The 25,009-nt window shown below is 64.6% G+C and carries 23 protein-coding genes and 3 pseudogenes; all 26 read left to right on the forward strand.

The features are described from left to right. Positions 1-254, forward strand: a pseudogene (locus APAU_RS06520) (transposase); the annotation flags it as partial. Positions 255-379: 125 nt separating this feature from the next. Then, positions 380-1,415: pseudogene (locus APAU_RS06525) on the forward strand (IS5 family transposase). Between the two features lie 125 nt (positions 1,416-1,540). Next, positions 1,541-1,861 (forward strand): annotated as a pseudogene (locus APAU_RS13535) (transposase); the annotation flags it as partial. 232 nt (positions 1,862-2,093) lie between these two features. Further along, positions 2,094-3,251: an esterase-like activity of phytase family protein gene (locus APAU_RS06535; protein ID WP_232207697.1), complete on the forward strand. Its 1,158-nt coding sequence runs from the start codon at positions 2,094-2,096 to the stop codon at positions 3,249-3,251. Positions 3,252-3,770: 519 nt separating this feature from the next. Then, positions 3,771-4,409: a fibronectin type III domain-containing protein gene (locus APAU_RS06540; RefSeq protein WP_156789450.1), complete on the forward strand. Its 639-nt coding sequence runs from the start codon at positions 3,771-3,773 to the stop codon at positions 4,407-4,409. Between the two features lie 11 nt (positions 4,410-4,420). Continuing rightward, positions 4,421-6,112: a GspE/PulE family protein gene (locus tag APAU_RS06545; protein ID WP_006300930.1), complete on the forward strand. Its 1,692-nt coding sequence runs from the start codon at positions 4,421-4,423 to the stop codon at positions 6,110-6,112. Between the two features lie 11 nt (positions 6,113-6,123). Beyond that, positions 6,124-7,254, forward strand: a complete 1,131-nt coding sequence (locus APAU_RS06550) for a type IV pilus twitching motility protein PilT (protein WP_006300931.1) — start codon at positions 6,124-6,126, stop codon at positions 7,252-7,254. A 91-nt stretch (positions 7,255-7,345) separates the two neighbouring features. Next, the gene (locus tag APAU_RS06555; protein ID WP_232207698.1) at positions 7,346-8,530 is read left to right on the forward strand and encodes a type II secretion system F family protein; all 1,185 of its coding nucleotides are present in this window, start codon (positions 7,346-7,348) and stop codon (positions 8,528-8,530) included. Positions 8,531-8,566: 36 nt separating this feature from the next. Beyond that, complete coding sequence (locus APAU_RS12565) at positions 8,567-8,980, forward strand: prepilin-type N-terminal cleavage/methylation domain-containing protein (RefSeq protein ID WP_006300933.1); 414 nt, start codon at positions 8,567-8,569, stop codon at positions 8,978-8,980. A gap of 22 nt (positions 8,981-9,002) precedes the next feature. After that, on the forward strand, positions 9,003-9,347 hold the full coding sequence (locus APAU_RS13540; protein ID WP_006300934.1) for a type IV pilus modification PilV family protein: 345 nt from the start codon (positions 9,003-9,005) through the stop codon (positions 9,345-9,347). Next, positions 9,328-10,215 carry a prepilin-type N-terminal cleavage/methylation domain-containing protein gene (locus tag APAU_RS06570; RefSeq protein WP_006300935.1) on the forward strand — a complete coding sequence of 296 codons (888 nt, stop codon included), beginning with the start codon at positions 9,328-9,330 and terminating at the stop codon, positions 10,213-10,215. The genes APAU_RS13540 and APAU_RS06570 overlap by 20 nt, the downstream gene beginning before the upstream one ends. Further along, a complete protein-coding gene (locus tag APAU_RS06575; protein ID WP_006300936.1) occupies positions 10,212-10,868 on the forward strand; it encodes a hypothetical protein in 657 nt (218 codons plus the stop codon). Before APAU_RS06570 ends, APAU_RS06575 begins: the two co-directional genes overlap by 4 nt. Before the next feature lie 1,046 nt (positions 10,869-11,914). Continuing rightward, positions 11,915-14,440, forward strand: a complete 2,526-nt coding sequence (locus APAU_RS06580) for a PilC/PilY family type IV pilus protein (protein ID WP_050792486.1) — start codon at positions 11,915-11,917, stop codon at positions 14,438-14,440. A gap of 13 nt (positions 14,441-14,453) precedes the next feature. Continuing rightward, positions 14,454-15,410: a type IV pilus biogenesis protein PilM gene (pilM, locus tag APAU_RS06585; protein WP_006300938.1), complete on the forward strand. Its 957-nt coding sequence runs from the start codon at positions 14,454-14,456 to the stop codon at positions 15,408-15,410. Beyond that, on the forward strand, positions 15,407-15,994 hold the full coding sequence (locus APAU_RS06590) for a PilN domain-containing protein (protein ID WP_006300939.1): 588 nt from the start codon (positions 15,407-15,409) through the stop codon (positions 15,992-15,994). The genes pilM and APAU_RS06590 overlap by 4 nt, the downstream gene beginning before the upstream one ends. Before the next feature lie 2 nt (positions 15,995-15,996). Beyond that, entirely contained in the window at positions 15,997-16,506 is a 510-nt protein-coding gene (locus tag APAU_RS06595; protein ID WP_006300940.1) for a hypothetical protein, read from the forward strand. Next, positions 16,503-17,117, forward strand: a complete 615-nt coding sequence (locus tag APAU_RS12570) for a hypothetical protein (RefSeq protein WP_006300942.1) — start codon at positions 16,503-16,505, stop codon at positions 17,115-17,117. The genes APAU_RS06595 and APAU_RS12570 overlap by 4 nt, the downstream gene beginning before the upstream one ends. Before the next feature lie 155 nt (positions 17,118-17,272). Further along, a complete protein-coding gene (locus APAU_RS06605) occupies positions 17,273-18,874 on the forward strand; it encodes a type II secretion system protein GspD (protein ID WP_232207699.1) in 1,602 nt (533 codons plus the stop codon). Positions 18,875-18,949: 75 nt separating this feature from the next. Then, positions 18,950-19,522: an elongation factor P gene (efp, locus tag APAU_RS06610; RefSeq protein ID WP_006300944.1), complete on the forward strand. Its 573-nt coding sequence runs from the start codon at positions 18,950-18,952 to the stop codon at positions 19,520-19,522. A 29-nt stretch (positions 19,523-19,551) separates the two neighbouring features. Then, positions 19,552-19,950: a CD1247 N-terminal domain-containing protein gene (locus APAU_RS06615; protein ID WP_006300945.1), complete on the forward strand. Its 399-nt coding sequence runs from the start codon at positions 19,552-19,554 to the stop codon at positions 19,948-19,950. 36 nt (positions 19,951-19,986) lie between these two features. Further along, positions 19,987-20,463, forward strand: a complete 477-nt coding sequence (locus APAU_RS06620; protein ID WP_006300946.1) for an Asp23/Gls24 family envelope stress response protein — start codon at positions 19,987-19,989, stop codon at positions 20,461-20,463. Positions 20,464-20,544: 81 nt separating this feature from the next. Then, positions 20,545-21,021, forward strand: a complete 477-nt coding sequence (locus APAU_RS06625; RefSeq protein WP_006300947.1) for a hypothetical protein — start codon at positions 20,545-20,547, stop codon at positions 21,019-21,021. Positions 21,022-21,039: 18 nt separating this feature from the next. Next, positions 21,040-21,495 carry a transcription antitermination factor NusB gene (nusB, locus tag APAU_RS06630; RefSeq protein ID WP_040344959.1) on the forward strand — a complete coding sequence of 152 codons (456 nt, stop codon included), beginning with the start codon at positions 21,040-21,042 and terminating at the stop codon, positions 21,493-21,495. Then, positions 21,461-22,684, forward strand: coding sequence for an exodeoxyribonuclease VII large subunit (gene xseA / locus APAU_RS06635; RefSeq protein ID WP_006300949.1), 1,224 nt, complete (start codon positions 21,461-21,463; stop codon positions 22,682-22,684). Before nusB ends, xseA begins: the two co-directional genes overlap by 35 nt. Further along, on the forward strand, positions 22,681-23,694 hold the full coding sequence (mtnA, locus tag APAU_RS06640) for an S-methyl-5-thioribose-1-phosphate isomerase (RefSeq protein ID WP_006300950.1): 1,014 nt from the start codon (positions 22,681-22,683) through the stop codon (positions 23,692-23,694). The genes xseA and mtnA overlap by 4 nt, the downstream gene beginning before the upstream one ends. Positions 23,695-23,754: 60 nt before the next feature. Next, on the forward strand, positions 23,755-24,999 hold the full coding sequence (locus APAU_RS06645) for an adenosylhomocysteinase (protein ID WP_006300951.1): 1,245 nt from the start codon (positions 23,755-23,757) through the stop codon (positions 24,997-24,999). Positions 25,000-25,009 lie beyond the last annotated feature (10 nt).

Raw genomic sequence — 25,009 nt, forward strand, 5'->3', positions numbered from 1 at the left:
AGCCGGGCAAGTGCAAGTCTCACCCGGAGCACGAGATCTACCCCTACCTGCTTCGCAGTGTCTCCATTGACAGGCCGAACCAGGTATGGAGCACGGACATCACCTACCTTCCCATGAACAGCGGCTTCCTGTACCTTGTGGCGGTGATCGACTGGCACAGCCGGTACGTCCTGTCCTGGGGACTGTCCAACACCCTGGACGCGACCTTCTGCATCGAAGCTCTGGAAGAGGCCCTGTCCCAGGGGACACCGGAGGGCGCCTCTAGAAATCCGACCATCTGCGACTGAAGGAGCCCCATCAAGGGTAGTACACTGAACCAATCGGGAGTCTCCCGGGAGAAGAAACACCGAAGCCCACCAGGAGAGGTGGTCCTGAGAAGATGCGCCAGGGGAAACTGTTCTTCGAAGAGATGGCCTATCAGCGACTGGACAAGGGTAAGGATCCCTTGGTGACCCTTGCGGAGACGGTGGACTGGCGTATTTTCGAAGAACCCCTTCGGGCCTTCCGGGAGAGCCTGCGGACCACCGACTCCCCTGCGGGTCGCAAACCCTTCGACCCCCTGTTGATGTTCAAGATCCTGGTGCTCCAGTCCTTGTACAACCTGTCGGACGACGCCATGGAATACCAGATTCGAGACCGCCTCTCCTTCCAGCGCTTCTGCGATCTTTCCCTGGAGGACCGGGTCCCCGACGCCAAGACGCTGTGGCTGTTTCGGGAACAGTTGACCCCAAGCGGGTCTGGTGGAACTCCTCTTCGCCCGGTTCGATGAAGCCCTTCGCCAGATGGGGTTGGAGGCCCGGAAGGGACAGATCGTGGATGCCTCCCTGGTCAGCGTCCCCATCCAGAGAAACAGCCGGGAGGAGAACCGACAGATTCGGGAAGGCAACCCACCCCAGGAATGGAGCGAAGCCAAGTCTCGCCAGAAGGACACCGAAGCGAGATGGACTGTGAAGAACGGCAAGAGCACCTTCGGGTACAAGAACCACATCGAGGCGGACGTCTCCTGCAAACTCATTCGGCGTTATGCCGTCACCCCCGCCTCGGTGCACGACAGCCAGGTTTTCAAGGAATTGCTGGATCCCGGGAACACCAGCAAAGACGTCTGGGCAGATGCGGCCTACCGTTCCGCTTCCCACCTGGAGTACCTGCGCCAGGAGGGGTACCGGGAGCACATCCAGAGGAAGGGGACCTCGGGGCACCCCCTGACCGGATGGGAGAAACAGGGCAACCGCACCCGATCTCGAACCCGCAGCCGGGTGGAACACATCTTTGCGGCCCAGAAACAGCAGGCGGGGACCCTTCTGCTGCGCAGCATCGGCCTGGCCCGAGCAAAGGCCCGCATCGGCCTTCGCAACCTGATCTACAACCTCCAGCGCTTCACCTACTTGGTGACGCAGGTCTACGTATGGGCCTGAGGGGCAAGAGTGGCCCCTGATCCCTGGGAAAAGCCCTCCAGGGGGAGAGCCGAGCCCCAGCAGAGCCTACATGGGGGTGCACCCCGTCTGTTGCACGCAAAAGCGGTTCGAAAAACGGGTTTTGTAGAGGTTCCCCGGAGATATTCAATACCGACCAGGGCAGCCAGTTCACCAGCAAGGCCTTCCTGGGGCCACTGAAGGACCGGGAGATCCGCATCAGCATGGATGGCCGAGGGCGAGCGTTGGACAACATCTTCGTGGAACGTTTCTGGAGGACCTTGAAGTACGAATGGCTCTACCTGAACGACTACCAGGAGGTTCGAGAGCTCAAGTTGGGACTTAGAGAGTATATGAAGTTCTACAACGAGCAACGGCTTCATTCATCGCTGCGCTACCGGACTCCACAGGAAGTGCACTTCACCACCCCGGGTTCCATGGCGGTCTGACCTTAACAAACCTTGCCGCTCCCGTGGTCTTGACATTGGGGTCCACCATATCGTGGCCCCAGCGTGGGCGGATCCGGACATCCAGGTGAAGAAGATCGAACTGGAAATGCGGGAGCGGTACGTCCCGTACAAGGGAATCTTCGCTGGGGAATTCCCCAAGGGCTTTCCCATGGGGATCGGGTCAGGGCTCTGTTATGTCGGTTCCGAAGCCGACGGATCCTCCCTCTTTGTCATGTTGACTGATCGGGGACCCAACGCGGATGCCCCTTCCTGGAAACAGGAGAAAGACACGTCGGTACAGCCCACGAAGCTCTTCCCCGCCCCTCGGTTTGTCCCTTCCCTTGCCACGGTGCGCCTGTCGGGCAACTCTCTTACTCTCCAGGGCGTGTCGGGACTTCGGGACCAAAAGGGCAAGGAGATTTCGGGTCTGCCCCTGCCCCAGGGAGCGGTGGGAAGCACCGGGGAATTGGGTCTGGACGACGCTCTTCGTCCCCTGCCCTCTGACCCGGCGGGACTCGACCCGGAAGGGGTTGTCCTGGACCCGAAGCGCAACACCCTCTGGATATGCGATGAATACGGTCCCTTCCTCCTGGAGATGGACCGGAAGGGGCGGGAGCTGCGTCGCTTCGCCCCGGGCAACGGCCTGCCGGAGATTCTGGCGAAGCGCCAGCCCAACCGGGGTTTTGAGGGCGTCGCCCTCACCCCCCAGGGGCGCATCCTGGCGGCGGTGCAGAGCATCCTCGACGTGGACGGAAACGTCAAGAAGAGCACCGCTCCCTTCACGCGCATCGTGGAGCTGGATCCGGACACGAAGGGGGTGCGCCAGTTCGCTTACCCCCTGGACCGAGAGGCTTACGCCAAGTGCGCCGACGCGAAGGTGGGGGACATCGTCTCGGTGGGGGAAAACCGCTTTCTCCTGGTGGAGCAGGGAGAGGGCAAGGACGGAAACATGCGGAACCGGATCTACCTGGTGGATACCTCGAAGGCCTCCGATCTCGGCGCTCTCGTCGTCCCGGGAAAGGACCTGGAGGCGGCCACAGACGGAGAACGGGAGACGGCGGGGTTGAAGATGGCCCGCAAAGTCCTGGTGGCGGACCTGCGCGCCCTGGGCTGGAATGTGGAGAAGGCGGAAGGACTGACGGTCCTTCCGGACGGGCGCTCCCTGGCGGTCTGTTCGGACAACGACTTCGGCCTCAAGCAGGTCCTTCTGGATCCCGCGCAGGACGAGAAGGGAAAGGAAGTCAGGAAGGCCCCCAGCTACACCGTGGACGGGTCGGGACAGTGGCGTCTCCGCGGCAAGCCCGTGGACACGAAGCTCGCCCTGGCGCCCAATGGAGAATCCTCGGTGTTCTGGGTCCTGACCTTGCCCAAGAAATTAGTCTCGTACTGACACGGGGAAGGGGGGCTTCTCTTTTCCTGTCTGCTCCTGTCTGCCGGAGGCAGGAAAGCCCTCCAAAGCCTGCGGATGTCCCGGTGACCTCTTCATGGGACCTCCTGGGGAATCGCTCTCAGGAAGAGGCCTTGGCAGCGTTCTGCCCAGGTTTCCCCGGAGCGGAGGTTCTTCCTGCCCCCCGAATCCCACCCCAGGCTCCGTCGCCAAGCCCCTGTCTTTTCCCTTTGAGCCCCTTCCCTGTGCCCAAGGGGGCAGGGGCTTTTTCTGGTGCACGATTCCGAAATTGTTTGTTCTGGTGCTTCGGTCCTGTGACGAGAGGCTCGGTTTCCCCTATACTCAATCCAGCTGCAATCTCACGTCCGGCCGAGTGGGCCGAAGGAGGAGACGCCCTTGTCCTGGAACCGTCTTGTTCGCACCCTGATGTTCGCCCTTCTGGGGGCGGCTCTTTGTTGCGCCCCCGCCCTTGGGACTCCCGCCGCCCCGGACGAGCCCTACCCGGCGGATGGAGCTTCCTCCGTGAGCCCTTATTCCCAGCTTCGCTGGGCCTGCGAGAGCGCCGACCAGTACGAGGTCTACCTTGGGACGACCCCGGACTTCCTCGACCCCGTGGGCACCGTAGCCACCAAGGCCTTCAAGCCCGTACCCATCTTTGCCCCGGGACACACCTACTACTGGAGGATCGTGGCGCTGGAGACCGGAACGGGGAAAAGTGCTCCGGGCCCCGTCTGGTCCTTCACCACGGGAACCGCCACGAACCTGCCCTCCAACCCCAACCCTCAGGACGGGGCCACGGAGGTCCGCCTTCACCCCACCATGACCTGGGACAGCGATGCCGCCCAATGGGTCGTCCGTTTCGGCACCTCCGAGACGGGGCTAAGCCAGACCCTGACCACCGCAGTGCGATCCTATTCTCTCAGCGAAGACCTGAAACCCGGCGTCCAGTACTTCTGGCAGGTGACGGCGATCTACCCGGGGGGCATCCTCCGGGACGGCCCCGTCTGGACCTTCACCGCCACCCGGACGGTCCCCCCGTCTCCGGGAGATCTCACCTGGGACAGCGGCGGCGGCTGCTCCGTCTGGGGTTCCGGCCTCTCCGGCGTGGGGGTCTTCCTGGCCGCAACGGGGGTTCTCCTGGCGTCCCGGCGCCGCAGGTAGAGGCGGGCCCCATGGCGGAAGTCCAGCGCCACCTTCGGCTGGGAGACCTGTTGGTTCAGGCGGGGGCCATCTCCGAGGTCAACCTGGAGTCGGCCCTGCAGGAGCAGAAGGGCTCCTTTCTGCGCCTGGGGGAGATCCTCCTCAAGAACGGCTGGCTCACGGAAAAGCAGCTTGCGGAGGCCCTGAGCCGCCAGATGAAAATTCCCCTGGTCTCGCTGGCCCGGTACCGCCCCAGTCCGGAGGCCCTCAAGATCATCCCCGAATCCCTGGCCCGAAGGCTGGAAGTGGTTCCTCTGAGCATTCTGGAGACCGAAGCCGTGTCCGTGGCCATGTCGGACCCCCTGAACGTTCTGGCTCTGGACGAGTTGCGCATGGTGACGGGCCGGAACATCGAACTCAGCGTCGCCACCGCCTCGGACATCCGTCGGGCCTTCGACCAGTTCTACCGCGTCCAGGCCAGCCTGGAGGAGGCCATGGTGGAGGTGATGGAGGACCGTAAATCCTCCGGGATCGGGACGGACGGCGGGCTGAACCTCCTGGACATCAGCGTGGACGACGCGCCGGTGGTGAAGCTGGTGAACAACATCCTGGAGCAGGCGGTGCGGGAGGGGGCCTCGGACATCCACATCGAGGGGTTCGAGCGGAACTCCCGGGTGCGTTTCCGCATCGACGGGACCCTCTTCGACGCCCTGGAGTACCCCAAGAACCTGCACCCCGCGGTGTGCTCCCGCATCAAGATCATGAGCGGCATGGACATTTCCGAGCGTCGTCGTCCCCAGGACGGCCGCCTGCTGGTGAAGATCCTCTCCCGTAAGGTGGACCTGCGCGTTTCGTCCCTTCCCGCCCTCTACGGCGAGAAGATCGTCATGCGTCTCCTGGATCAGGAGAACGCCATGGTGGGTTTGGAAAAGCTGGGCCTGGAACCCCAAGAGCGGGGGCTGGTGGAGGACATGATCGCCTACCCCTACGGCATCGTTCTGGTCACGGGGCCCACGGGAAGCGGAAAATCCACCAGCCTCTACTCCCTCCTGGAGATGCTCAACACCCCCCAGGTGAACATCATCACCGTGGAGGACCCGGTGGAGTACACCATCCAGGGGGTCAACCAGGTGCAGGTGAACGAAAAGGCGGGGCTGACCTTCAGCGAGACCCTCCGTTCCATCCTGCGCCAGGACCCGGACAAGATCATGGTGGGGGAGATCCGGGACCAGGAGACCGCCCAGCTCGCCATCCGGGCGGCCCTCACGGGACACCTGGTGCTCTCCACCCTGCACACCAACGATGCCCCCAGCGCCGTGGCCCGGCTGGTGGACATGGGCATCCAGCCCTTCATGGTGGCCTCCTCCCTGGTGGCGGTGGTGGCCCAGCGACTGGTCCGCCGCCTCTGCCCGGCCTGCAAGAAGGAACAGGTCCTCCCCCCGCAGGTGCTCAAGGGCTTCGGACTGCCGGAGGACGCGGTGACCTACCTTCCCGTGGGGTGCGAAGAGTGCCGAGGCACGGGGTACAAGGGCCGGACGGCCATTTTTGAAATCCTCCTGGTGGACGAGGACGTCCGCCGGGCCATCGTGGAGGAGCTTCCCTCCCACGCCCTCCGGCAGCTGGCGGTGAGCAAGGGCATGACCACCCTCCGTCAGGCGGGGATCCGCAAGATCCTGGCGGGGATCACCAGCGTGGAGGAAATGATGAGCGAGACCATGCAATAGGAGGCGTGGACATGGCGACCCCGGGTTTCCGTTCTCTGCTCTACGAACTCATCCGGCGCAGCGGCAGCGACCTGCACCTGGGAGTGGGCACCAGCCCCGCCGTCCGCGTGGACGGCACGCTGGTCTACCTCAACACCCCCGCCCTGACCCATGCGGACCTCCTGGAGCACCTGGGGGAACTGCTTCCTCCAGGGAAGGGGGAAGTGTTGGAACGAGAAAAGGAGTTGGACTTCAGCTTCTCCTACCTGGAGGGGAGCGAGTCCGCCCGGTTTCGGGTAAACTGCTCCTTCGAGCGGGGCAACCCGGCCGTGGCGCTGCGCATGATCCCCACCAACGTGCGCACCACCCGTCAGCTGTGCCTCCCCCCCTCGGTGGACCAGGTGGCAGAGCGGCTGCGGGGACTCTTCCTCGTCACGGGCCCCACGGGTTCGGGGAAGAGCACCACCCTGGCGGCCCTGGTGCAGCAGGTGAACATGACCCGGCCCTGCCACGTGGTGACCGTGGAGGACCCGGTGGAGTATCTGTTCCGCTCCGAGCGGGCCATGATCCACCAGCGGGAGGTGGGGACGGACACCCACTCCTTCGCCGAGGCCTTAAAGCGCGTGCTTCGCCAGGACCCGGACGTCATCATGATCGGGGAGATGCGGGATCTGGAGACGGTTTCCGCGGCGGTCACCGCCGCCGAGACGGGACACCTGGTGTTGGCCACCCTTCATACCCCCGACGCCCCCCAGACGGTGGACCGGATCGTGGACGTCTTCCCGTCCTACCAGCAGCCCCAGGTGCGGATGCAGCTTGCCAACATCCTGGTGGGCATCTGCTCCCAGCAACTCATCCCCCTTCCCGGAGGGGGCCGCACCGTGGCCACGGAGCTTCTCTGGGCCACCCCGGCGGTGCGCAACTGCATCCGGGAGGGCAAGACCTCCCAGATCAAGAGCCTCCTCCAGACGGGAGCCGCCCAGGGCATGCACACCATGGACCAGGACCTGGCCCGGCAGTATCGGGAGGGGGTCCTTCCCCGAGACCTGCTCCCCCAGTTCGCCTTCGACCCCAAGGAACTGGAAAGGCTCCTCCTCCCGGGGGGAGAGGGGGCGTTCTCTGGGTCCAGAGGCCCGTTGCGCAATTCCGAGACAACGCTATAATTATGTAGAGGATGATTATTTCAATAACCATCATCTTGTTTGAGGTGGTGCGGTGAACTTCCAATATCGAGCCCGAGGAGCAGGCGGCGTCGTGCAGACCGGCACGGTGGAGTTTGCCAACCAGGACGGGGCGGTGGACTGGATCCGCAAGCAGGGGTGGGTGCCCATCTCCGTCACCGAGGCGGGAGAGAGGGGCAGCAGCAAGAGCCGGCAGGGAACAGCCCGACGTTCCCTCTTCGCCCCGAGGATCCGCCTCAAGGACAAGGCCCTGGCCTTCCGGCAGATGTCCACCATGGTGGCCGCAGGCATCACCGTGGCCGGGGCGCTCAACATCCTGGAGGACCAGATCCAGAACAAGGCCCTGGCGGCGGCCTTCACCCGAGTGGGAAAGGGGGTGGCGGCGGGATTCTCCCTGGGGACATCCCTGCGCAGGGAAGCGGCCTTTTCTCCCCTCATGGTGGCGCTGATCCAGGCGGGGGAGGAAGGGGGCGTGCTGGACCTGAGCCTCCAGCGCCTCTCGGACTTCCTGGAAAAACAGGAAGCCCTTCGGCGCAAAGTCCTCTCCGCGGTCACCTACCCCCTGGTGGTGCTTCTGGTGTGCGCCCTGGTGATGGTGCTGCTGGTGTTCGTGGTGATCCCCAAGTTCTCCGCCGTCTTCAGCCATCTGGGGGTCCCCCTGCCCTGGGTTACGCGAGCCATGTTCGGCAGCGCCCTGTGGCTGAAAGACCACCTGCCCCATATAGGCGTCGCCCTTGCCCTGTCCACCCTGGGTCTCCTGGGGCTGCGTCGCCTGGAGAGCTTTCGCAACGCCTGGGACAAATGGAAGCTCCGCATGCCCCTCTTCGGGGACATCCTGTACAAAAGCGTCCTGGCCCGCAGCTTTCGCACCTTCGGAACCCTGGTGGCCTCGGGAGTGCCGCTGCTTCAGTGCCTGGAGATGTCCTCCCAGGTGGCGGACAACCACCACGTGGCCCGCTCGTACCTGACCCTGCGGGACGCGGCGGAGAAGGGCGTTCCCCTTCACGCGGTGGCCAAGAAGAACAAGCTCTTTCCCCCCATGGTGTGCCACATGATGGCCATCGGGGAGGAGACGGGAAAGCTGGAGGAGATGCTGGGGAAGATCGCCGACTGGTACGAGATGGAGCTGGAGGAGAAGGTCAAGCAGCTCACCTCCATCCTGGAGCCGGTGCTCATCCTCTTCGTGGGGGGCGTGGTGGCCCTGGTGGCCCTGGCCATCTTCCTGCCCATCACCCAGGCGATCCAAAGCATGATGTGAGCAAGAGAACCACAACACATAGAGGAGGTCGTTATCATGCGGAATGGTGCCCTGAAGAACCTGAGGGAACGGAAGCGCAAGGGATTCACCCTGGTGGAGCTGCTCATCGTCATCATCATCATCGGGATCCTTGCAGGAGCGATGTTGCTGGTGGCGGGGGCGGGAACGGATAAGGCGGAAGCCACGAAGATCGTCAGCGACCTGAGGTCTTTGAAGAGTGCATCGTTGATGTACTATGCTGATAAGAATTCATGGCCGTCTAAGATTGACGATATTAAGGATTATATGGATCGCGAGATTGGAGCAAATTTTACAATTACAAGTAAAGATGGAAACCCTTACGTACAGAGGACTGATATAGACAAGAAGGTTATTGTTAAGCTGAATGACATGGCAACTGCTTCGGGTATCAGCGTAGATGCTACCGCAGCTGCCATGAGGATTAAATAGGAACTGAAGGCCCTGTAATCGATTGACGCGCAGACATGCCTTTGCCCTGGTGGAATCCCTGATCGCCCTGGTGATTCTGACGATCGTCCTCTTTTCCCTGGCCGCGTCGGTGCTGTTTTCTCATGTCATGGCGCTGCACACGCTGCAGAAGGAGGGGGCCTACCGGGTGGGGCTGGAGGCGTTGGAGACGCTGGAGGCGGGGTCGATCCCCGTCTCCGGCGTCCTTCCCTACCAGGTCACGTTGGCCTCCGCAGACCTGGCGGAGGGACGAAGCCACACCGCCCGGGTCACCTGGCAATCCCCCCTGGGACCTCGGGAGACGACGTTGCAGAGGGTGGTGCCCCGAAATGCCTCCCTGGTCCCTTAGAACCCCCTCCCGTCCCAACCTTAGGGCCTTCACCCTGGTGGAGCTTCTGGTGACCCTTCTGCTGGCCGCCCTGGTCATGGGGGCCACCCTCTCCTTGCTTGCGGTCTACGTGCGCCACTTCCAGCGGGTGGACGCCCTGGCCTCGGCGCAGATGCGGGGGGAGATGGTGGCGGCCATCCTGCGCAACCCGATCCAGCACGCGGGTTTGGGGCTGTCCGACGACGTGCCCTCCCAGGTCTTTCCAGGCCTCGGGGAGGTCCAGACCTGGGGGCGGACCCTGGAGGCGACAAGCAACGACACGGCGCTCCGTGCGGTGTACGGGGTGCCCAGCGGACTGGTCCTGGTGGTGTCGGACAGCGTGACCCTCAAGGCTTCCGGCTCCAGCGGCGACACCGTCGCCCTGACCCTTTCCGCCCCCGTGCCTGCGGACATGGCGGAGGTCGACGGGACCCGCACCAAAGGGTGGGTGTTCTTCGCCGCCTCGGAGAAACCCCTGAGGGTGCAGGCCCTTGCGGGGGCCACCCTGACCCTGCGCAACCCCCAGAGCACCGACGTCACCCTGGCGCCTTACGACGAACTGCTTTGGGTGCGGGCCCTGCGGGCCACCCGGCAGGGGGACACCCTCTACACGGAGGACGTGACCCTGTCGCCCCCCGCTCCCCGTCTGGAGGAGGGCAGTCTCTCGGACCTGCGTTTCCAGGTGCAGGGGGGAACCTGTACGGTCCACGTCCTGGCATGCGGCCAGGGGGGAGAGGGGACCCCGGGCATCCCGCCGGGCTGGCCCGCCTCCTTCGGCACGGTCCTTCCCGCGGCCAAAGCCCAGGCCCCCCACGCCTACGTCCGGGCCGCCTGGAGGGTGCGCAATTGAGGCGTCCGGGATTTTCCCTGGCCCTGGTCATGCTGGTGCTGCTGGCGGGGATCGCCCTGGTGGGGGCGGCCTTCACCGTGGGGACGAACCTGTTCTCCACGACCCAGGGGGGGATCCAGCAGGAACAGCTCTACAACGCCGCCCAGGCGGGGATCACCCGGGGGGAGGCGTGGATTCTGGCCCAGACCTCCGCAGGAAAGTTCCCCCGTTACCAGGCCTCCGCGGACCTCTCCCCGGCGGGCATGGGGGCCAACAAGGACCTGGGGGGACGGACGGTCCCCTTCGGCAACCTGGTGGCCCACGGGGACAACGGGACGGGGGCTCCGGGGGTCTTCGCCTTCTCTCAGGAGGGATGCGAGGTGTTCTGCGTGGTCTACCAGACCAACTACCCCGTGACGCCGAACTACGTGCCGGGCATCCCCCCGAAGCTGGGAGCCATCGCCGCCCTCTCCGCCCAAAGCGGTGACGTGTCCCTGCAGCCCTCCAACCCCACCAGCGCCGGAGGCATGGGGAGCACGGGGTCGGCGGCGCAGGTGGGGGACCTGCCTGCGTACTTCCTCCGCAGCACCGCCACGAGGAAGAGCTTCCTCCACGGGGAGAATCTGTCCGTGACCCTGGAGGAAGCCCTGGAAGGAAGGGGGACGGCGCCATGAAAAAGCCCCACCTGTTAGGGTGTATCCTTGCGGCGGCTCTTGCCGCACTGGGGGCCCTCGCCTCCGGCAGCTTCGGCGACGACCCCTTGGAGCTGCACCCCTTCACCAAGGAGGCCCCCCCGGGGGTGGGGAACAACGAGCCCCCCAACGTCTTCATCCTGGTGGACACCAGCGGGTCCATGCTGTGGACCACTTCCGGGGACGTGAACGACGTGCCCGCACCGACGGGTCAGTATTCCGGTCCTCCGGGCAGTTATCCCATGCCTTACCTACTCCCGGATCCGGTAGAACATGAAAACCCTGTGTCTGGGGACAAATACTATTTTTACGAGTCCTCCGAGACCTGGTGTACCTACGGAGACGGATCGCAACCCTATTCTGGCCAGGCCTATTGGGGGAGGGACCTGGACCCGTCCAATAACATATGGAACAATGAGAACTGCTATGCCCAGGACAACGATCATTTGCGATACCAGAGCGGCAACACCGCCCGCCTTGTGCCCAACGATAGCCGAGCTTTCAAAATGAAGCTGGTGTTGTGGCGTCTGCTGCGTGACCGAGAGATCATTCGAAATGCTCGTGTAGGATTGGCAACCTACAAACAAACCCCAAAATGGGGGCCCGTAGCGGATTGGTACCGTGGAAAGGGAACTCCGTTGACTTACCGAGACAAATCCTGGCCCAACGGTCTTTTTGATAATAATTCGCACAGTGGTTTTTATACCTACACGTATAGCGTGCAAATTAGCAGGGGTGTCGATATTAGCGAGAACGAATCAAGCAAACGAGCCATGTTCCTCCAGGAGCCAGCGCCGCTTTATTCTGACGATTTGACCTTGCCTGCACGAAACCTAGTCACTCGCTGGTTTGACGGGATGGAGAGCGACAACAACCCGGAGTTTCGGTTCGATGGGAAACGTCCCCTTGTACAAGCTATTACCTATTCAGATGTTGACTACGAACACATATGGGTTTGGAATAAACACCTTGGTAAATGGGAAAAGAACATGAAGTATATCGAAATCTGCTACCCAACAGAGGGCTCATTGGCAGATCTCTTTGCTGCCCGCAAAGGTACACCAACGGAGAAGGGTACCTATGATCGTGCGGATAAGCTGAAGGACAGAAAGCCCCTCTACATCCAGCAGTGGTGTCAGGGGAACTACGCCATCGTTCTCACAGCGGGGGGACAGAATCGGGACAACCTGGACCCGGTGGCGGCGGTGAAAGCGCTTCACGATACCCGGCTCACCTACACAGGGTGGGGAAACGACCCGGAGGGGAAGCCCTACCGCTCCCAGCCCGTGAAGGTCTTCATCGTGGCCTTCGCCAATCCCGATCCCACCTCCCCCAAGGGACTGGCCCTGAAGCGGACTCTGGAGCGCATGGCGGACGTGGGGGACGACGGGGAGGAGAACGGCTCCGCCGTGCCCTTTTACGGCAACGACGTGAAGTCCCTGTTGGATTCCTTCAAGAGCATCTTCCGGATCATCCAGAACGCCAGCGGCACCGGGGGAGCCCCCCTGGTGAGCCCCCAGCAGGACGGCTCGGCGGAGGTGTTCTTCAACAGCTTCCTCCCCCAGGACCGGCGCCAGTGGGTGGGGGAGGTCACCTGCTGCACCCACGGGGTGACGGGAAACCTTCTGGAGAAGTGGCGGGCCTCCCAGAAGCTCAACGCCCGGTCCTACTCCACCCGGACCGCCTATGTGCCCGACTATGTCCAATCGGGCAATCGTGGTCTGTTGCCGGTGCAGTTCTCCGGGACTCCCCCCGTCCTGGCTCACGGGGCGGCTCTGGGGGAGAAACTGGGGCTTGCCCCGGTGACCCAGGGGGGGAAGACCGTCTCCGTGGGGGAGCAGGCGACCCTCTTCCTGCGGTGGCTGTTGGGGGACAAGACGGTGTCCCAGGGAGATCTGGGCATCCTGTGGAACGAGGACTACCCGGAGGACTATCCGGGAAAGAACGACCGGGAACGATACAAGCTCACCGACGCCTACCACGGGGGCATGGTGGAGGTGGGGAAGGGGACCCTGGCCTTTCCCGACCGGCCTTCCACTCTGTACGCCCAGACCAACCAGGGAATGCTTCACGCCTTCAAGGTGTCCGATGGGACGGAGCGTTGGGCCTTCATCCCCCCGCAGGTGATGGAGGGCAAGAGGCTGTTGGGACTCAAGCGGAACAACAATGCCTGGCTGCGCTCCGAATCCCTCCCCCGGTACCTGCTGGACGGGCCCATCGCCGTGGAGGACGCAACCTTCTCCGACGGCACCGTCCACACGGTGCTTCTGGGGCTCACGGGGCGTGGCGGGGCGGGGCTCTATGCCCTGGATGTCTCCGATCCTGATTCCCCCACGTTCCTCTGGGCGGTGGAGAACGACTTGTTCGCGTACGAGGCCTCCTCCGGCTCACCGAAACTGAAACCAAAGGAAGAAAGACAGGTGCTCCGCTGGTCTCGGGGTTCCACAGGGGTGACCCGGACGGCCTATGCCCACGCAGGTCTTCCCTTCTCCTGGAACTACCGAGAGCTGCTCTGGACGGTGGCCTACCCCCCCGTGGGCTGGGTGGAGGACGGCACGGGGAGGCGATACGTCTTTCTCCTGAGCAACGGGGCCAACCCCACCAACCTGCAGGGACCGGGGAACGCCAACGGGGCGGTCTACCTGGGGGATCTGCAGACCGGGGCGGTGATCGGGCGATATGATGAGGGTAAAGAAGCGGGAAAGGACAAAGGGGCCAGCGTCAGTCCCGGGAACTTCCTGGCTTCCCCCCTGGTTCTCAAAGAGGGGGATTCCCGCAAGCTGGGGACGTTCCTGGTGGGGGACGACCAGGGGGGAGTCTGGAGAGGAGTCTCAAGCTTTACCTCCACAGGGCGCTCCTTTACGAGGATTTTGTCTCCCAGCGTGTTCCCCGGTTCCCTGGGGATCGCCTATTCCCTGGCAGCGGGGGGACAATGGGGCGGGGTGTGGCTCTGCGGGGTGACGGGGGACGCGGAGGGGTTGGTCTCCGGCTCCAACACCCAGGGAGTGTTCTTCAGCGTCCGTCTGAGGGAGGCGGAAGCGGGGAACATTAAATCTCACACCGACCTGGACGAGGTTCTCCAGGGGGATCAGTCGGCCTCCGATTCCCCCAAGGGGTTCTTCCTTCGTTTCGAGCACGCCGCGGGTTTTGAGGAGCTGCCCACCACCCCGCCGGTGGTGAAGAACGGGCATGTGGTCTTCGCCACCTTCAAGCCCGACATGAGACCCTGCAAGGCGGGAAGCGCCCGCCTCTACTCCCTCAACCTGGCGACGGGACGGGGGGACTGGGAGGGGGAGCAGAAGTACCGGGAAGTGGAGAACGTGAAGATCTCCGGCCTGACGGTGCACGGAAACAAGATCTACGCGGGGGTGACGGCCCTGCTGGGAAACCCGGACGCGCAGCTCAAGGCGGCTTTCGGGGGCAGTGCCACCCGGAATCCCGGGTCGGGAAACCAGAACCTCCTGGTGCTGGACACCCCGCCGGGTTTCCCCAAGGATCCATCGTCCGCCAACGTGGGTCGGTACCATCGCCTTTTCTGGAAAAAACGTTTTTAGGTCGGGGGGATTCGTGTTGGGTTTCTTCCGCAAGAGGCGCAGGTCCGGAGCAGGGCTGTTCGCCTTCGGCACCACGATGCAGTACCTATCCCTGGGGGGGACGAAGGGCTCTTTCTCCGTGGAGAAATGCGTCGATCTGCCCCAGGAGCTTCCCCCTTCCCAGGGGGATCTGTTCGCCGATGCCGACACCCTGGAGGCCAACCTGCTCCGGCTGAAGGAACGGCTGGGCGGGAAGTGGGGGCCTCCCGTCTCCGTGGGCATCCAGGCCAAGGACGTGCTGGTGCGCATCGTGGAGATGCCCCGCCTGGAACCGGAAGACCTGCGGGACGCTTTCCGGTTCGAGTTCGACAAGTATTTTCCCTTCCCTGCCCAGGAGGCCTGTTTCGACATCGCCCCCATCGACCATCCTTCCGCCAGGGAAGGGGGAGACCAGGTCCATGCGGTGGTGGCGGCCTGCCGTCTTCACCCCATGGAGCTGTTCCTGACCGCAGCGGACCGCCTGGGCCTGGAAGTGGAGGCGGTGGAGCCCAGCATGTTGTCCCTCTTCCGCTGCCTTCAGGGACCGAACCTGCCTCCTGAAGAGGGGAACCTCTACGTCATGGCGGGGCTCCATTCGTCCCTCCTGGTGGTGGGGTACCGGGACCACGGCATCCTCTTCCGCAACGTGGCCCACGGGTTTCAGGAAAAGGAGCTGGAGGAGGGGCGGCTGCAGGCCTTCGCCCGAGAGGTCTACTCCACGGCGAACTTCTCGAACAGCCAGTTCCGCAACCTGCCCATCCGAAAGATCTATCTGGGAGGATACGGCAGCCGGTACGGCGAGGTCTTGAGGGAGGGGATCGAGAGCATGTCGGGGATTCCCGTCACCCTGGTGGACCCCTGGGACCTGTGGAACGTCCAGCGGCGCCCGGACCCGCCCCTCGGGTGGGAAGTCGTCCTGGGCCTGGCGCTTCGGAGCCAGGACCGGCCATGAGGGTTCTGCTGGATCTGCGGCCCCCGAAGCTGATCAAGCGGCCCGCATCCCAGGTCTCCTGGGTGCGGGTGCTTTTGGGGCTTCTGGGGGGAGGAGTGCTTTTCCTGGCCCTGGTAAACCTTGGGTACGGGACGTTCCGGGTGGTCCAGTTCCACCGGGAGGCGGCCCGGCTGGAACAGGAACGGCAACAGTTGGAGGCCCAGGCGGGAAAGCTGGGTTCGGAGGCGGAGCGATTGAAAAAACGCCAGGCCGACCTGGAGGGACAGCTTGCCTTTCTGCAGGAGGACCTGCCCTCCCTGGAGCTTCTGTCCGCCCTGGACGTGCTGACCCCCCAGGGGGTGTCCCTGGCGGGGCTCCAGCTTAAGGGAAAGGCCCTGACCCTTCGAGGGAGCGCGGAGAACCAGGACCAGATCGTGGCGTTCACCACGGCCCTTTCGGGACATCCCCTCTTCGCCAAGGTCCTGCTGCCCACTGCCGATCCCCCGGGGGAAGGGGAGACGACGGGGAGGCTTTCCTTCTCCCTGGAATGCGTGCTGCAGGACTGGAGCGCCTACCTGACGAAGCTGCGAAGCGGAGGGCCCTGAGGATGCGAAGAATCCAGATCCAACCTCTCTGGCTGCTGGCGATGCTGCTGCTCCTCCTGGTGGGGGGCGCCCAAGGGCTTCTCCTCCGGGAAGCCCGATCCTCCCAGACCCAGGTGGCGGAGCTGAACCTCCAGTGTTCCGCCCTGAACTACGCCAACGAGCAGCAGACCCTGCGCGTGGCGGGGCTGAAGGAGGCCCAGACGGTCCTTTCGGGAGTGCGCTACCGTCCCTTCGAGAACGCCGTGGGGCTGTACTCCTTTCTGGACGAACTCATCAAGGTCCACGGTCTGGAGCGGGGCAACGTGATCCCCGTGCCTGCCTCTCCCGGGCGGTTTTCCGTGCAGGTGGAGGTCACGGGGGACTACTATGGGTTGGTGAAGACCCTGGGGGCCCTGCGACAGGAGGAACGGGCGCTACGGGTGGAGGCCCTGAACGTGGACGCCCTTTCGGGGGATCGGGTGAAGGGAACCTTGACGCTGGGGACCCTGATGAAGGAGGTTCCCGCCCCATGAGCCGCAGAGAAGCCCTGGCAAACGACTGGAGAGACCTGAGTTTCCGCTTTCGGCAGACCACCCCGGCGGGAAGGCGCCTGAGGTTCGGGCTGTTTCTGCTGTTGTTCGCCTTGGTGGGACTGGAGGCGGGGGTCCTTCGGGAGCTTTGGAGGCTCAAGGCCGAGGAGCCCCGGGTCCTGCGGGGGAACCCCGCGGCGGAGGAAATGAAGGCTTTCCAGGAACGGCTGCCTCAGCAGAGGGCCTTCCTGGAGCACCGGGGCCGCTCCCTCCAGACCGCCCAGCTCGCCGAGGCGGTGGGGAGACGCCCCTTTGACGGAGGGGTGACGGTGCCCCTTCCCGCGCCGGAGATCCCGCCGGAGCCCGCCTGGGCCAATCAGCCCCCGCCTCCTCCCCCGGAGCCCCTGCCCCCCATGATCACCCTGAAGGCGGTGATGGTGCTGGGCAACAAGGCGGCGGCGGTGGCGGACATCGAGGGAGAGGCCCCGGCCCGGATCCTGAGGGTGGGTACGGAGTTCGGAAGCGGCCAGGGTCGGGTGGTGCGCATCACCCCGGAGGGGGTACGCATCAAGTGGCGGAGCCGCATCGAAGACATCGGGCTGCAGCCGTATTAGCCTCACACCTTCGGAGGAAAAGAGGGATGACCTTGCGGACATGGCGACGTACCATTCTCCTCCCTTTCCTGTGGGGGTGTTTGCTTGTAGGTGGTTTCCCCGGGGTTTCCGGGGCCGCGCCGGTTTCCGGAGACCAGGGACCGCTCATCCGGGACGTGTACGTGAATCAGGCGGGTTCGAACCTTTGCGTCCTGGAGATCGACGGGCTGGACCTGCCCGCACCGCAGCCTCAGAAGCAGCCTTCCTCGGACAAGGGGTTGCGCTTCCTCCTGGAGGCTCCCATGGACGACCAGGGTATGAAGAAGGACTTCTCCCTTCCCCTGGTTCGCTGGGTGTCCCTGGAGAAGGTGCCCCAGGGGACCTTGCTGACCGTTCGGGGGGACTATCCCCTAGACTGCACCTCCGTGACCGGCCAGGGGACCACCCGTCTGGTGTTCCAGCTTGCCCGACGGGAAGAGGCTGTCCCGACCCCCACGGAGGCGCCGCCGCGAAAGACCGTTTCGGGGCTGGACCCCCTTTCCTTATCCAACCCCGTTACCCTGTCCCTGCGGGACGCGGAGCTGCGGGACGTGTTCCGCATGCTGGCGGACCTTACGGGGTACAACATCCTCTGCGATCCCTCCGTGCCCCCGGGGAACGTCACCCTCACGGTGAAGGCGGTGCCCCTGCGGGAGGTGTTCGCCTACCTCATGCGGACCTATGACGTCACCTACGCGATGATGGGCAAAACGATCCTGGTGGGCAAGGCGGACCCCCTGGCCAAGGCACTGGGTCGGGAGGAGACCCAGGCCTTCCAGATCGCCTACGGGGACCTGAAGCAGATTCCCGGCCAGATCCAGACCCTCTTCGCCCTGGCCAAGCCGGTGGTGGTGGACGAGCGGCTGCGTACCATCTATGTGTCCGCCCGGAAGGACCAGATGGAGTCGATCCGCAAGTTCCTGGACAAGGCGGACCATCCGGGACAGCAGGTGATGCTCCAGGCCCGGATCGTGGAGATCGGGGACGACGGCAAGGAGGAGTTGGAATCCCTCATCAGCCGGGTCTACAAGAACTGGTGGTTCGCCTTCGACAACAACGGGGGGATGATCGGCTACACCCGCATCAACAAGCCGGACCTCTACGACGACGACGCCAACGACAACCGCATCGTCAAGCCCGGGGGACTGGACCTGAGCGTGGTGGCCCAGAACCCGGACCTGAACTTTCTGGACGCGGGGCTTCGCGCCCTGGAGACGGCCAACAAGGGGCGGATGCTGGCCAGCCCCTCCGTGGTGGTCCACGACGGGAAGAAGGCCAAGATCGCCCTTACGGAGAACGTGAAGTACATCTCCGCCCGGGATCAGGCGGGGAATCCCACCTATTCGGAAGAGCGGGTGGGCCCCACCATCGAGTTCACCCCCACGGTGGGTCGGGATCGGGTAATCACCATGGAGATGACCCTCAAGACGGGGGAGGTCACCAAGTACATCCGGGGCGGCATGGGGGAGCAGGTGCCCCAGACCAGCACCCGGGAAGTGAACTCCACCGTGCGCATCCGCAACGGGGAGCCCTTCGTGGTCGGGGGGCTCTTCCGGGACGGACAGACCCACTCGGAAAACAAGATCCCCATCCTGGGGGACATCCCTCTCCTGGGGGAACTCTTCCGAAACCGGACCACCCAGAAGATCCACACGGAGGTGGCTATGATCGTGATCCCCTACCTCCTGGACGTTCCCGCCTCGGGGGTGTCCAGCCGGAGCATTCTCCTGACGCCCTAAGCTGGCGGGGATGGGCACGATGCGCTATGCTACGGGGGAACGGAAACGATACGAGTTCATTCGGGAGGTTCGTGTATGGCACAAATCGTGGACACCAGCGACCTGCGTCCGGGCATGAAGATCAAGTGGGAGGGGGGCATGTGGACCATCCTGGAGTGCTCCCACCACAAGATGGGCCGGGGCGGCGCCATCGTGCGGGGAAAGCTGCGGAACCTGGAGACCGGGTCCGGGGTGGAGCAGTCCTTCAAGTCCGGCGAGCGGTTCGAGCGCATCATCTTCGATGAGAAGCCCGCGCAGTTCCAGTACCGGGACGGGGACCACTACGTCTTCATGGACATGGAGAGCTTCGATCAGGTCTTCCTTTCCGCCGAGTCCCTGGGGGACGCGGTGAAGTACCTGGTGGACAATCTGGAAGTGCAGTTCGAGATGTACGAGGGCAAGGTCATGGGGGTCGAGCTTCCCAACTCCATCACCATGAAGATCGTGGAAACCCCTCCCGGCTTCAAGGGGGACACCGCCTCGGGGAGCGGCAAGCCCGCCACCCTGGAGACGGGGTTGGTGGTCATGGTCCCCTTCTTCATCGAGAACGGCGAGGTGATCGTGGTGGACAGCCGCACCGGGGAGTACCTGGAGCGGTCCAAGAAATAGGGACGAGAGAGCCGAAAGGGGAGAGTGCCATGGCCGCAAGGGAGAAGATCGCCTATCTCAAGGGATTGATCGACGGGCAGAAGCCCGCAGACCCGGATACCGCGAAGCTGCTCGGGGCGGTGGTGGACGCTCTGGACGGCCTGGCGGACGATCTGGAGAACCAGGGGATCCGCCTGGAGGAGCACCGAGAGATCCTGGACGAGGTTTCCGAGTATCTGGACCAGATCGACGAAGACCTCTGTGCCTTGGAGGACCGCATCGAGTCCTGCGAGGACGAGGAAGAGGGGGAAGACGAAGAGGAGGACTACATCTCCGTCTGCTGCCCCCACTGCCGGAAGGACTTCTTCTACGACCCCACGGCCTACGAGGAGGACGAGGATCTCCTCTGCCCGCACTGCGGCGAACCTTTCAAACAGCCCGAAATCTAGGGCACGGGACGACACATCACGAAGGGGGATTCCAGCATGAGCGAATCGAACGAGCACATCGAGCCGAACATGCAGTACGACCCTGAGGCGGGGGGAGACCCCATGGTGGACCAGTCCGGTCTGGAGGGAAAGATCCGCATCTCCGAGGACGTCATCGCCCAGCTTGCGGTGAAGGCCCTTTCCACCATCGAAGGAGTGCAGCCCGCGAGCCCCGGCCTGATGGCGAACCTGCGTCTGGGCAGGAAGACCACCAACGGGGTGCGCATCTCCGTGGGGGACGGGGAGACTCCGGAGATCCAGGTGGATACCTACATTGCGGTAAAGTACGGCCTTCGCATTCCCGATGTGTGCTGGGACGTGCAGGAGGTCATCAAGGAGCAGGTGGAGCGGTTCACCGGCTACGGGGTGAAGGCGGTGAACGTCTTCGTCCAGGGAATCACCTTCCAGGACCGCAAGACCTCGGAGTACGCGGAGGTCGGTCCGGTGGATTCCTCCTTCGGCGACGAGGCGTAAGAGCCCCGTCTCGTTTCGGGCCGGCTACTCCCCCCCACGGAGGAGGGCCGGCCTTTGTGTTCGCAAGGGAGGGATGGTGCGATGCTCTTCCTCTGGAAGACCACTCGACTGGGCAAGATCTGGCTGGACGGGGAGTCCCTGCGTCGGCTGGTGACCCAGCGTCTGCCCGAGGGGTATGTGTGCCAGGAAGCCTCTTTCGTGGGGGACCAGGCGCTACTGCACCTCTTCGTCAGCCTGCCCGAGGGGGAGGACCCTCAAAAGCGCCTCCTCTGCTCTCAAAGGGTGGAGTCCTGGTTCCACCCTTCGGGGATCAAGGTACAGATCCACTGGACGGAAAGACGCCCCGAAGAACCCGCAAGCCCCGCAAAGGGGATCTGGAAGACCCCTCTTTTCTGGGCGGCGGCAGGTGCGGCGGTGGTGGCCCTGAGCCAGCTTGGTTTCAAGGGGATCCTCCGCTCCGTCCTCGCAGGGGTGTTCGCCTATGGAGCCGCCTGGGTCTGCCTGACCGAGGACGGGAAAAAGCTGGTCCAATCCATCACCAAGGAATTTCGGAGGTAACCGTTGAATCGACAGCTGATGCCGCAGAAGCGGCGACGTTCCCGAGAGATCGCCCTGCAACTGGGCTATGAAATGGACGTGCGCGAACGCCTCTCCGTGGAGGACGTTCTGGCCGCCTTCCCCTTGGAGGAAGAGGACCCGGAGATTCGGGACTACGCCTGCGCCCTGGTTTCCGCCCTTGACCGCCACAAGGGGGCCATCGACGAGCTGCTGCGGGAGCAGCTGGTGGGGTGGCGCCCGGAGCGCATGGTGGCGGTGGACCGGGCGGCCATCCGCCTGGCCCTCCTGGAGGGGGTCTTTGAGAAACTGGTTCCCCTGGCGGTGGCCATCTCCGAGGCGGTGGAGCTGGCCAAAACCTTCGGCACGGAGGACTCGGGGCGCTTCGTGAACGGCGTTCTGGGGCGCATCGTGCGTTCCCTGGAGCCCAAGGCGGGCTCGGATGCCCCCGGCGACTCCCCGTCTTCTGGATGTTGACGAGCTGACCGAACGGATCCGGGAACAGCTATCCACCCCGGAGTTCGGTCAGCTTTTCGTCAAGGGAGAGATCCAGGGGCTCAAGCACCATCCCAGCGGCCATGTCTACTTCACCCTCCTGGGGAAGAACGCCCGGGTTGCCTGTGCCCTCTTCCGATCCCAAGCGGAGCGGGTCCTTCTCTGGCCGAAGGAGGGGGACGAGACGGCGGTGCAGGGACGTCTGGACGTGTACCCACCCCGAGGCTCCTACCAGCTCCTGGCTTCCCGGATCTGGCCCCTGGGGGTGGGGGAACAGGCCCGGGCCAAGGAGCTGCTTCGGGAAAAGCTGAACCAGGAAGGCCTCTTCGACCCTCGCCTGAAACGCCCCTTCCCGCAGTACCCCCTCCGGGTGGGCGTGATCACCTCCCGTTCCGGAGCGGCGTTTCACGACGTCCGCCGCGTGGCGGCCCTCCGGTTTCCCCCCGCTCGGCTTCTCTGGATTCCCTCTCAGGTACAGGGCGTGGAGGCGGCGGACAGCCTGGTCCGCGCCTTTCGAAGGCTCCAGGGGGAGGAAGAGCTGGACTGCGTCCTCCTGGTGCGGGGGGGCGGCTCCCGGGACGACCTGAACCCCTTCGACGACGAAGGGGTGGTGCGGGCAATCCGGCAGTGTCCTTTCCCCGTGGCCGTGGGGGTAGGGCACGAGGTGGACCGGACGCTTTCGGACCTGGCGGCGGACCTCTCCGCACCGACCCCTTCCGGAGCGGCGGAGAGGGTGTTGCCCGACCGGGAGGAGTGCCTCCGCCGGATCCGTAGGGAACAGGAATCCCTTCGCGGACCGGTGGCTCGGAAGGTCCGCAGCCTGGGGGAGCGACTTCGCCTCTGTTCCTTCGCCCTGGAAAGGCCGCTTCGACGGCGCTTCCTGGACCCGAGGGTGGGGGATCTCTCCCGGAATCTGTCCCGTCTGCGCGAGGCGGCGAGGGCATGTCTGCGCGTCCAGCAGGACCGGCTTCGGTCGGAAATGGCAGCCCTGGACGCCCTGTCCCCCCTGGCTCCCCTGCGGCGCGGGTATGCCCTGGTGTCGTCCCCTTCGGGACGGCGGATTTCCCGGATCGCCTCGTGGGAGGGGGAGACGGAACTTCGAGTCCGCTGGCTGGATGGGGAGGCCCGTGTGCGGGTGCTTCAGGTGGAACGGGAGGAGGAAGGGCCATGATGCCCGAAACGCTGCGGTACCATCGGAAAGAAGAAGCGCTGGAGGTGTTGGACCAGAGGGCCCTGCCCTTCCAGGTGCGCCACCTTCGCTGCCGCAGGGCCTCGCAGGTGGCGGAGGCCATCGAATCCATGGCGGTGCGGGGGGCTCCCGCCATCGGCTTGGCGGCGGCCTTCGGTCTGGCCCTGGAGGCCCTCCACGCGCCGGAAGGGCTTCCCGAGGCCGCAGAGAGGCTGGCTCGTTCCCGCCCCACGGCGGTGAACCTCTTCTGGGCCCTGGAGCGGATGAGGCCCCTCTTCCCCCTGCCTCCCGAAGAACGGGCGGAGAAAATGCTCGCGGAGGCGGAAACCATGCTGGAGGAGGACCGGGAACGGAATCGCCGCATGGGCGCCTTCGGCGCCTCCCTTCTGCCCCAGACGGCTCGGGTGATCACCCACTGCAACGCCGGAGCCCTGGCCACGGGGGGATTCGGGACCGCCCTGGGGGTCCTGCGCGCGGCACGGGAGCAGGGGAAAGAGCTGGTGGTCTATGCGGACGAGACCCGCCCCCGGCTTCAAGGGGCCAGGCTGACGGCCTTCGAACTGTTCGAGGAGGGGTTCTCGTTTCAGGTGCTCTGCGACGGCATGGCCGCGGCGCTGATGCGGACCCGTGGGGTGGACGCGGTGATCACCGGAGCGGACCGCATCGCCCGCAACGGGGACTGCGCCAACAAGATCGGGACCTACGGCCTGGCGATCTGCGCCCGCCACCACCGCATCCCCTTCTACGTCGCCGCTCCCTGGTCCACGGTGGATCCTGCGACCCCCACGGGCGACCAGATTCCCATCGAGGAACGGGACGCCTCGGAGGTCCGTCGCATGGGGGAGGAACGCCTCTTCCCCGACGCCTACCCCGTGTGGAACCCCGCCTTCGACGTCACCCCGGCGGAGCTGGTCACCGCCATCGTCACGGAGACGGGGATCCTGCGACCGCCCTACGAGGAATCCATCGCCGGGTACGGGAAGAACCACTAAAATGGACATCCCTCCCCCACGACTCGGGGGAGAAGGGAACGACCTGAGGAGGGGACGGCAGTGGAAGAGTACCGCGTCGCGAACCGGGAACTGGCCCCCATGGGCTTCAAGAAGATCGACTGGGCATGGCACGCCATGCCCGTCTTGCGTTTCTTGGAGGAACGGGAAAAGGAACGGCTTCCCCTCCAGGGGGTCACCGTGGCCTGCTGCCTCCACCTGGAGGCGAAGACCGCCTGCCTGCTTCAGGTGCTTCATCGCCTGGGGGCCACTGTGGCCGCGGCGGGAAGCAACCCCCTTTCCACCCAGGATGACGTGTGCGCCGCCCTGGCCTCTTCGGGAGTCCACGTGTTCAGCCACCATGGCATGTCCGCGGCGGAGTATGGGGAAAACCTGCGCCGTTGCCTGGCGTGGAACCCCCAGGTGCTCATCGACGATGGGGGAGACCTGGTGGCCCTGATCCACGAGGAACGGCGGGACCTGATTCCCCGGCTTCGGGGCGGCTGCGAGGAGACCACCACGGGGATCAAGCGTCTGAAGGCCATGGAGGCGGAGGGAGCCCTGCAGTTCCCCATGCTGGCGGTGAACGACGGTCTGAGCAAGCACCTGTTCGACAACCGCTACGGCACGGGGCAGTCCGTCTGGGACGCCATCCTCCGCACCACCAACCTCCTGGTGGCGGGGCGGGTGGTCGTGGTGGTGGGCTACGGCTGGTGCGGCAAAGGCGTGGCCAAGCGGGCCTCCGGCCTGGGCGCCCGGGTGGCGGTGGTGGAGATCGACCCGCACCGCGCCCTGGAGGCCTTCATGGACGGATTCGAGGTCCTGGACCTGCGTCAGGCCGCTGCGGTGGGGGACGTCTTCGTCACCGTCACGGGAAACACCCAGGTGCTTCGGGAGGAGCACTTCCGTCTGATGAAGGACGGAGCGCTTCTGGCCAACGCGGGGCACTTCGACGTGGAGGTGTGCATCCCCCACCTGAAAGCCCTTTCCGTGGAGGTTTGGGACAGCCGCCCCCAGATCCGCTCCTACCGCATGGAGGATGGGCGGACCCTTCACCTTCTGGGGGAGGGACGCCTGGTGAACCTGGCGGCGGGGGACGGGCACCCCGTGGAGATCATGGACCTCAGCTTCGCCCTGCAGCTTCTCTCGGCGCTCCACGTGCACCAGAACGATCTGACCCCGGGGGTCCACAAGGTCCCGGAGGAACTGGACCGCCGGGTGGCCCGCGCCAAGTTGGACGCCATGGGGCTGCGTCTGGAGACGCTTACCCCGGAGCAGGAGACCTACCTGGCCTCCTGGAGGGAGTAGAGGGGGGAGT

Source organism: Aminomonas paucivorans DSM 12260, assembly GCF_000165795.1.
In the GTDB taxonomy this organism is placed as follows: domain Bacteria; phylum Synergistota; class Synergistia; order Synergistales; family Synergistaceae; genus Aminomonas; species Aminomonas paucivorans.

Coding starts and splice junctions, on each gene's coding strand:
- APAU_RS06615 (WP_006300945.1), top strand. CDS start 19,552: ATGGCCGCAAGGGAGAAGATCGCCTATCTCAAGGGATTGATCGACGGG.
- mtnA (WP_006300950.1), top strand. CDS start 22,681: ATGATGCCCGAAACGCTGCGGTACCATCGGAAAGAAGAAGCGCTGGAG.
- APAU_RS06550 (WP_006300931.1), top strand. CDS start 6,124: ATGGCGACCCCGGGTTTCCGTTCTCTGCTCTACGAACTCATCCGGCGC.
- APAU_RS06545 (WP_006300930.1), top strand. CDS start 4,421: ATGGCGGAAGTCCAGCGCCACCTTCGGCTGGGAGACCTGTTGGTTCAG.
- APAU_RS06570 (WP_006300935.1), top strand. CDS start 9,328: ATGCCTCCCTGGTCCCTTAGAACCCCCTCCCGTCCCAACCTTAGGGCC.
- efp (WP_006300944.1), top strand. CDS start 18,950: ATGGCACAAATCGTGGACACCAGCGACCTGCGTCCGGGCATGAAGATC.
- APAU_RS12565 (WP_006300933.1), top strand. CDS start 8,567: ATGCGGAATGGTGCCCTGAAGAACCTGAGGGAACGGAAGCGCAAGGGA.
- APAU_RS12570 (WP_006300942.1), top strand. CDS start 16,503: ATGAGCCGCAGAGAAGCCCTGGCAAACGACTGGAGAGACCTGAGTTTC.
- APAU_RS06595 (WP_006300940.1), top strand. CDS start 15,997: ATGCGAAGAATCCAGATCCAACCTCTCTGGCTGCTGGCGATGCTGCTG.
- nusB (WP_040344959.1), top strand. CDS start 21,040: ATGCCGCAGAAGCGGCGACGTTCCCGAGAGATCGCCCTGCAACTGGGC.
- APAU_RS06625 (WP_006300947.1), top strand. CDS start 20,545: ATGCTCTTCCTCTGGAAGACCACTCGACTGGGCAAGATCTGGCTGGAC.
- APAU_RS06535 (WP_232207697.1), top strand. CDS start 2,094: ATGTTGACTGATCGGGGACCCAACGCGGATGCCCCTTCCTGGAAACAG.
- xseA (WP_006300949.1), top strand. CDS start 21,461: ATGCCCCCGGCGACTCCCCGTCTTCTGGATGTTGACGAGCTGACCGAA.
- APAU_RS06590 (WP_006300939.1), top strand. CDS start 15,407: ATGAGGGTTCTGCTGGATCTGCGGCCCCCGAAGCTGATCAAGCGGCCC.
- APAU_RS06620 (WP_006300946.1), top strand. CDS start 19,987: ATGAGCGAATCGAACGAGCACATCGAGCCGAACATGCAGTACGACCCT.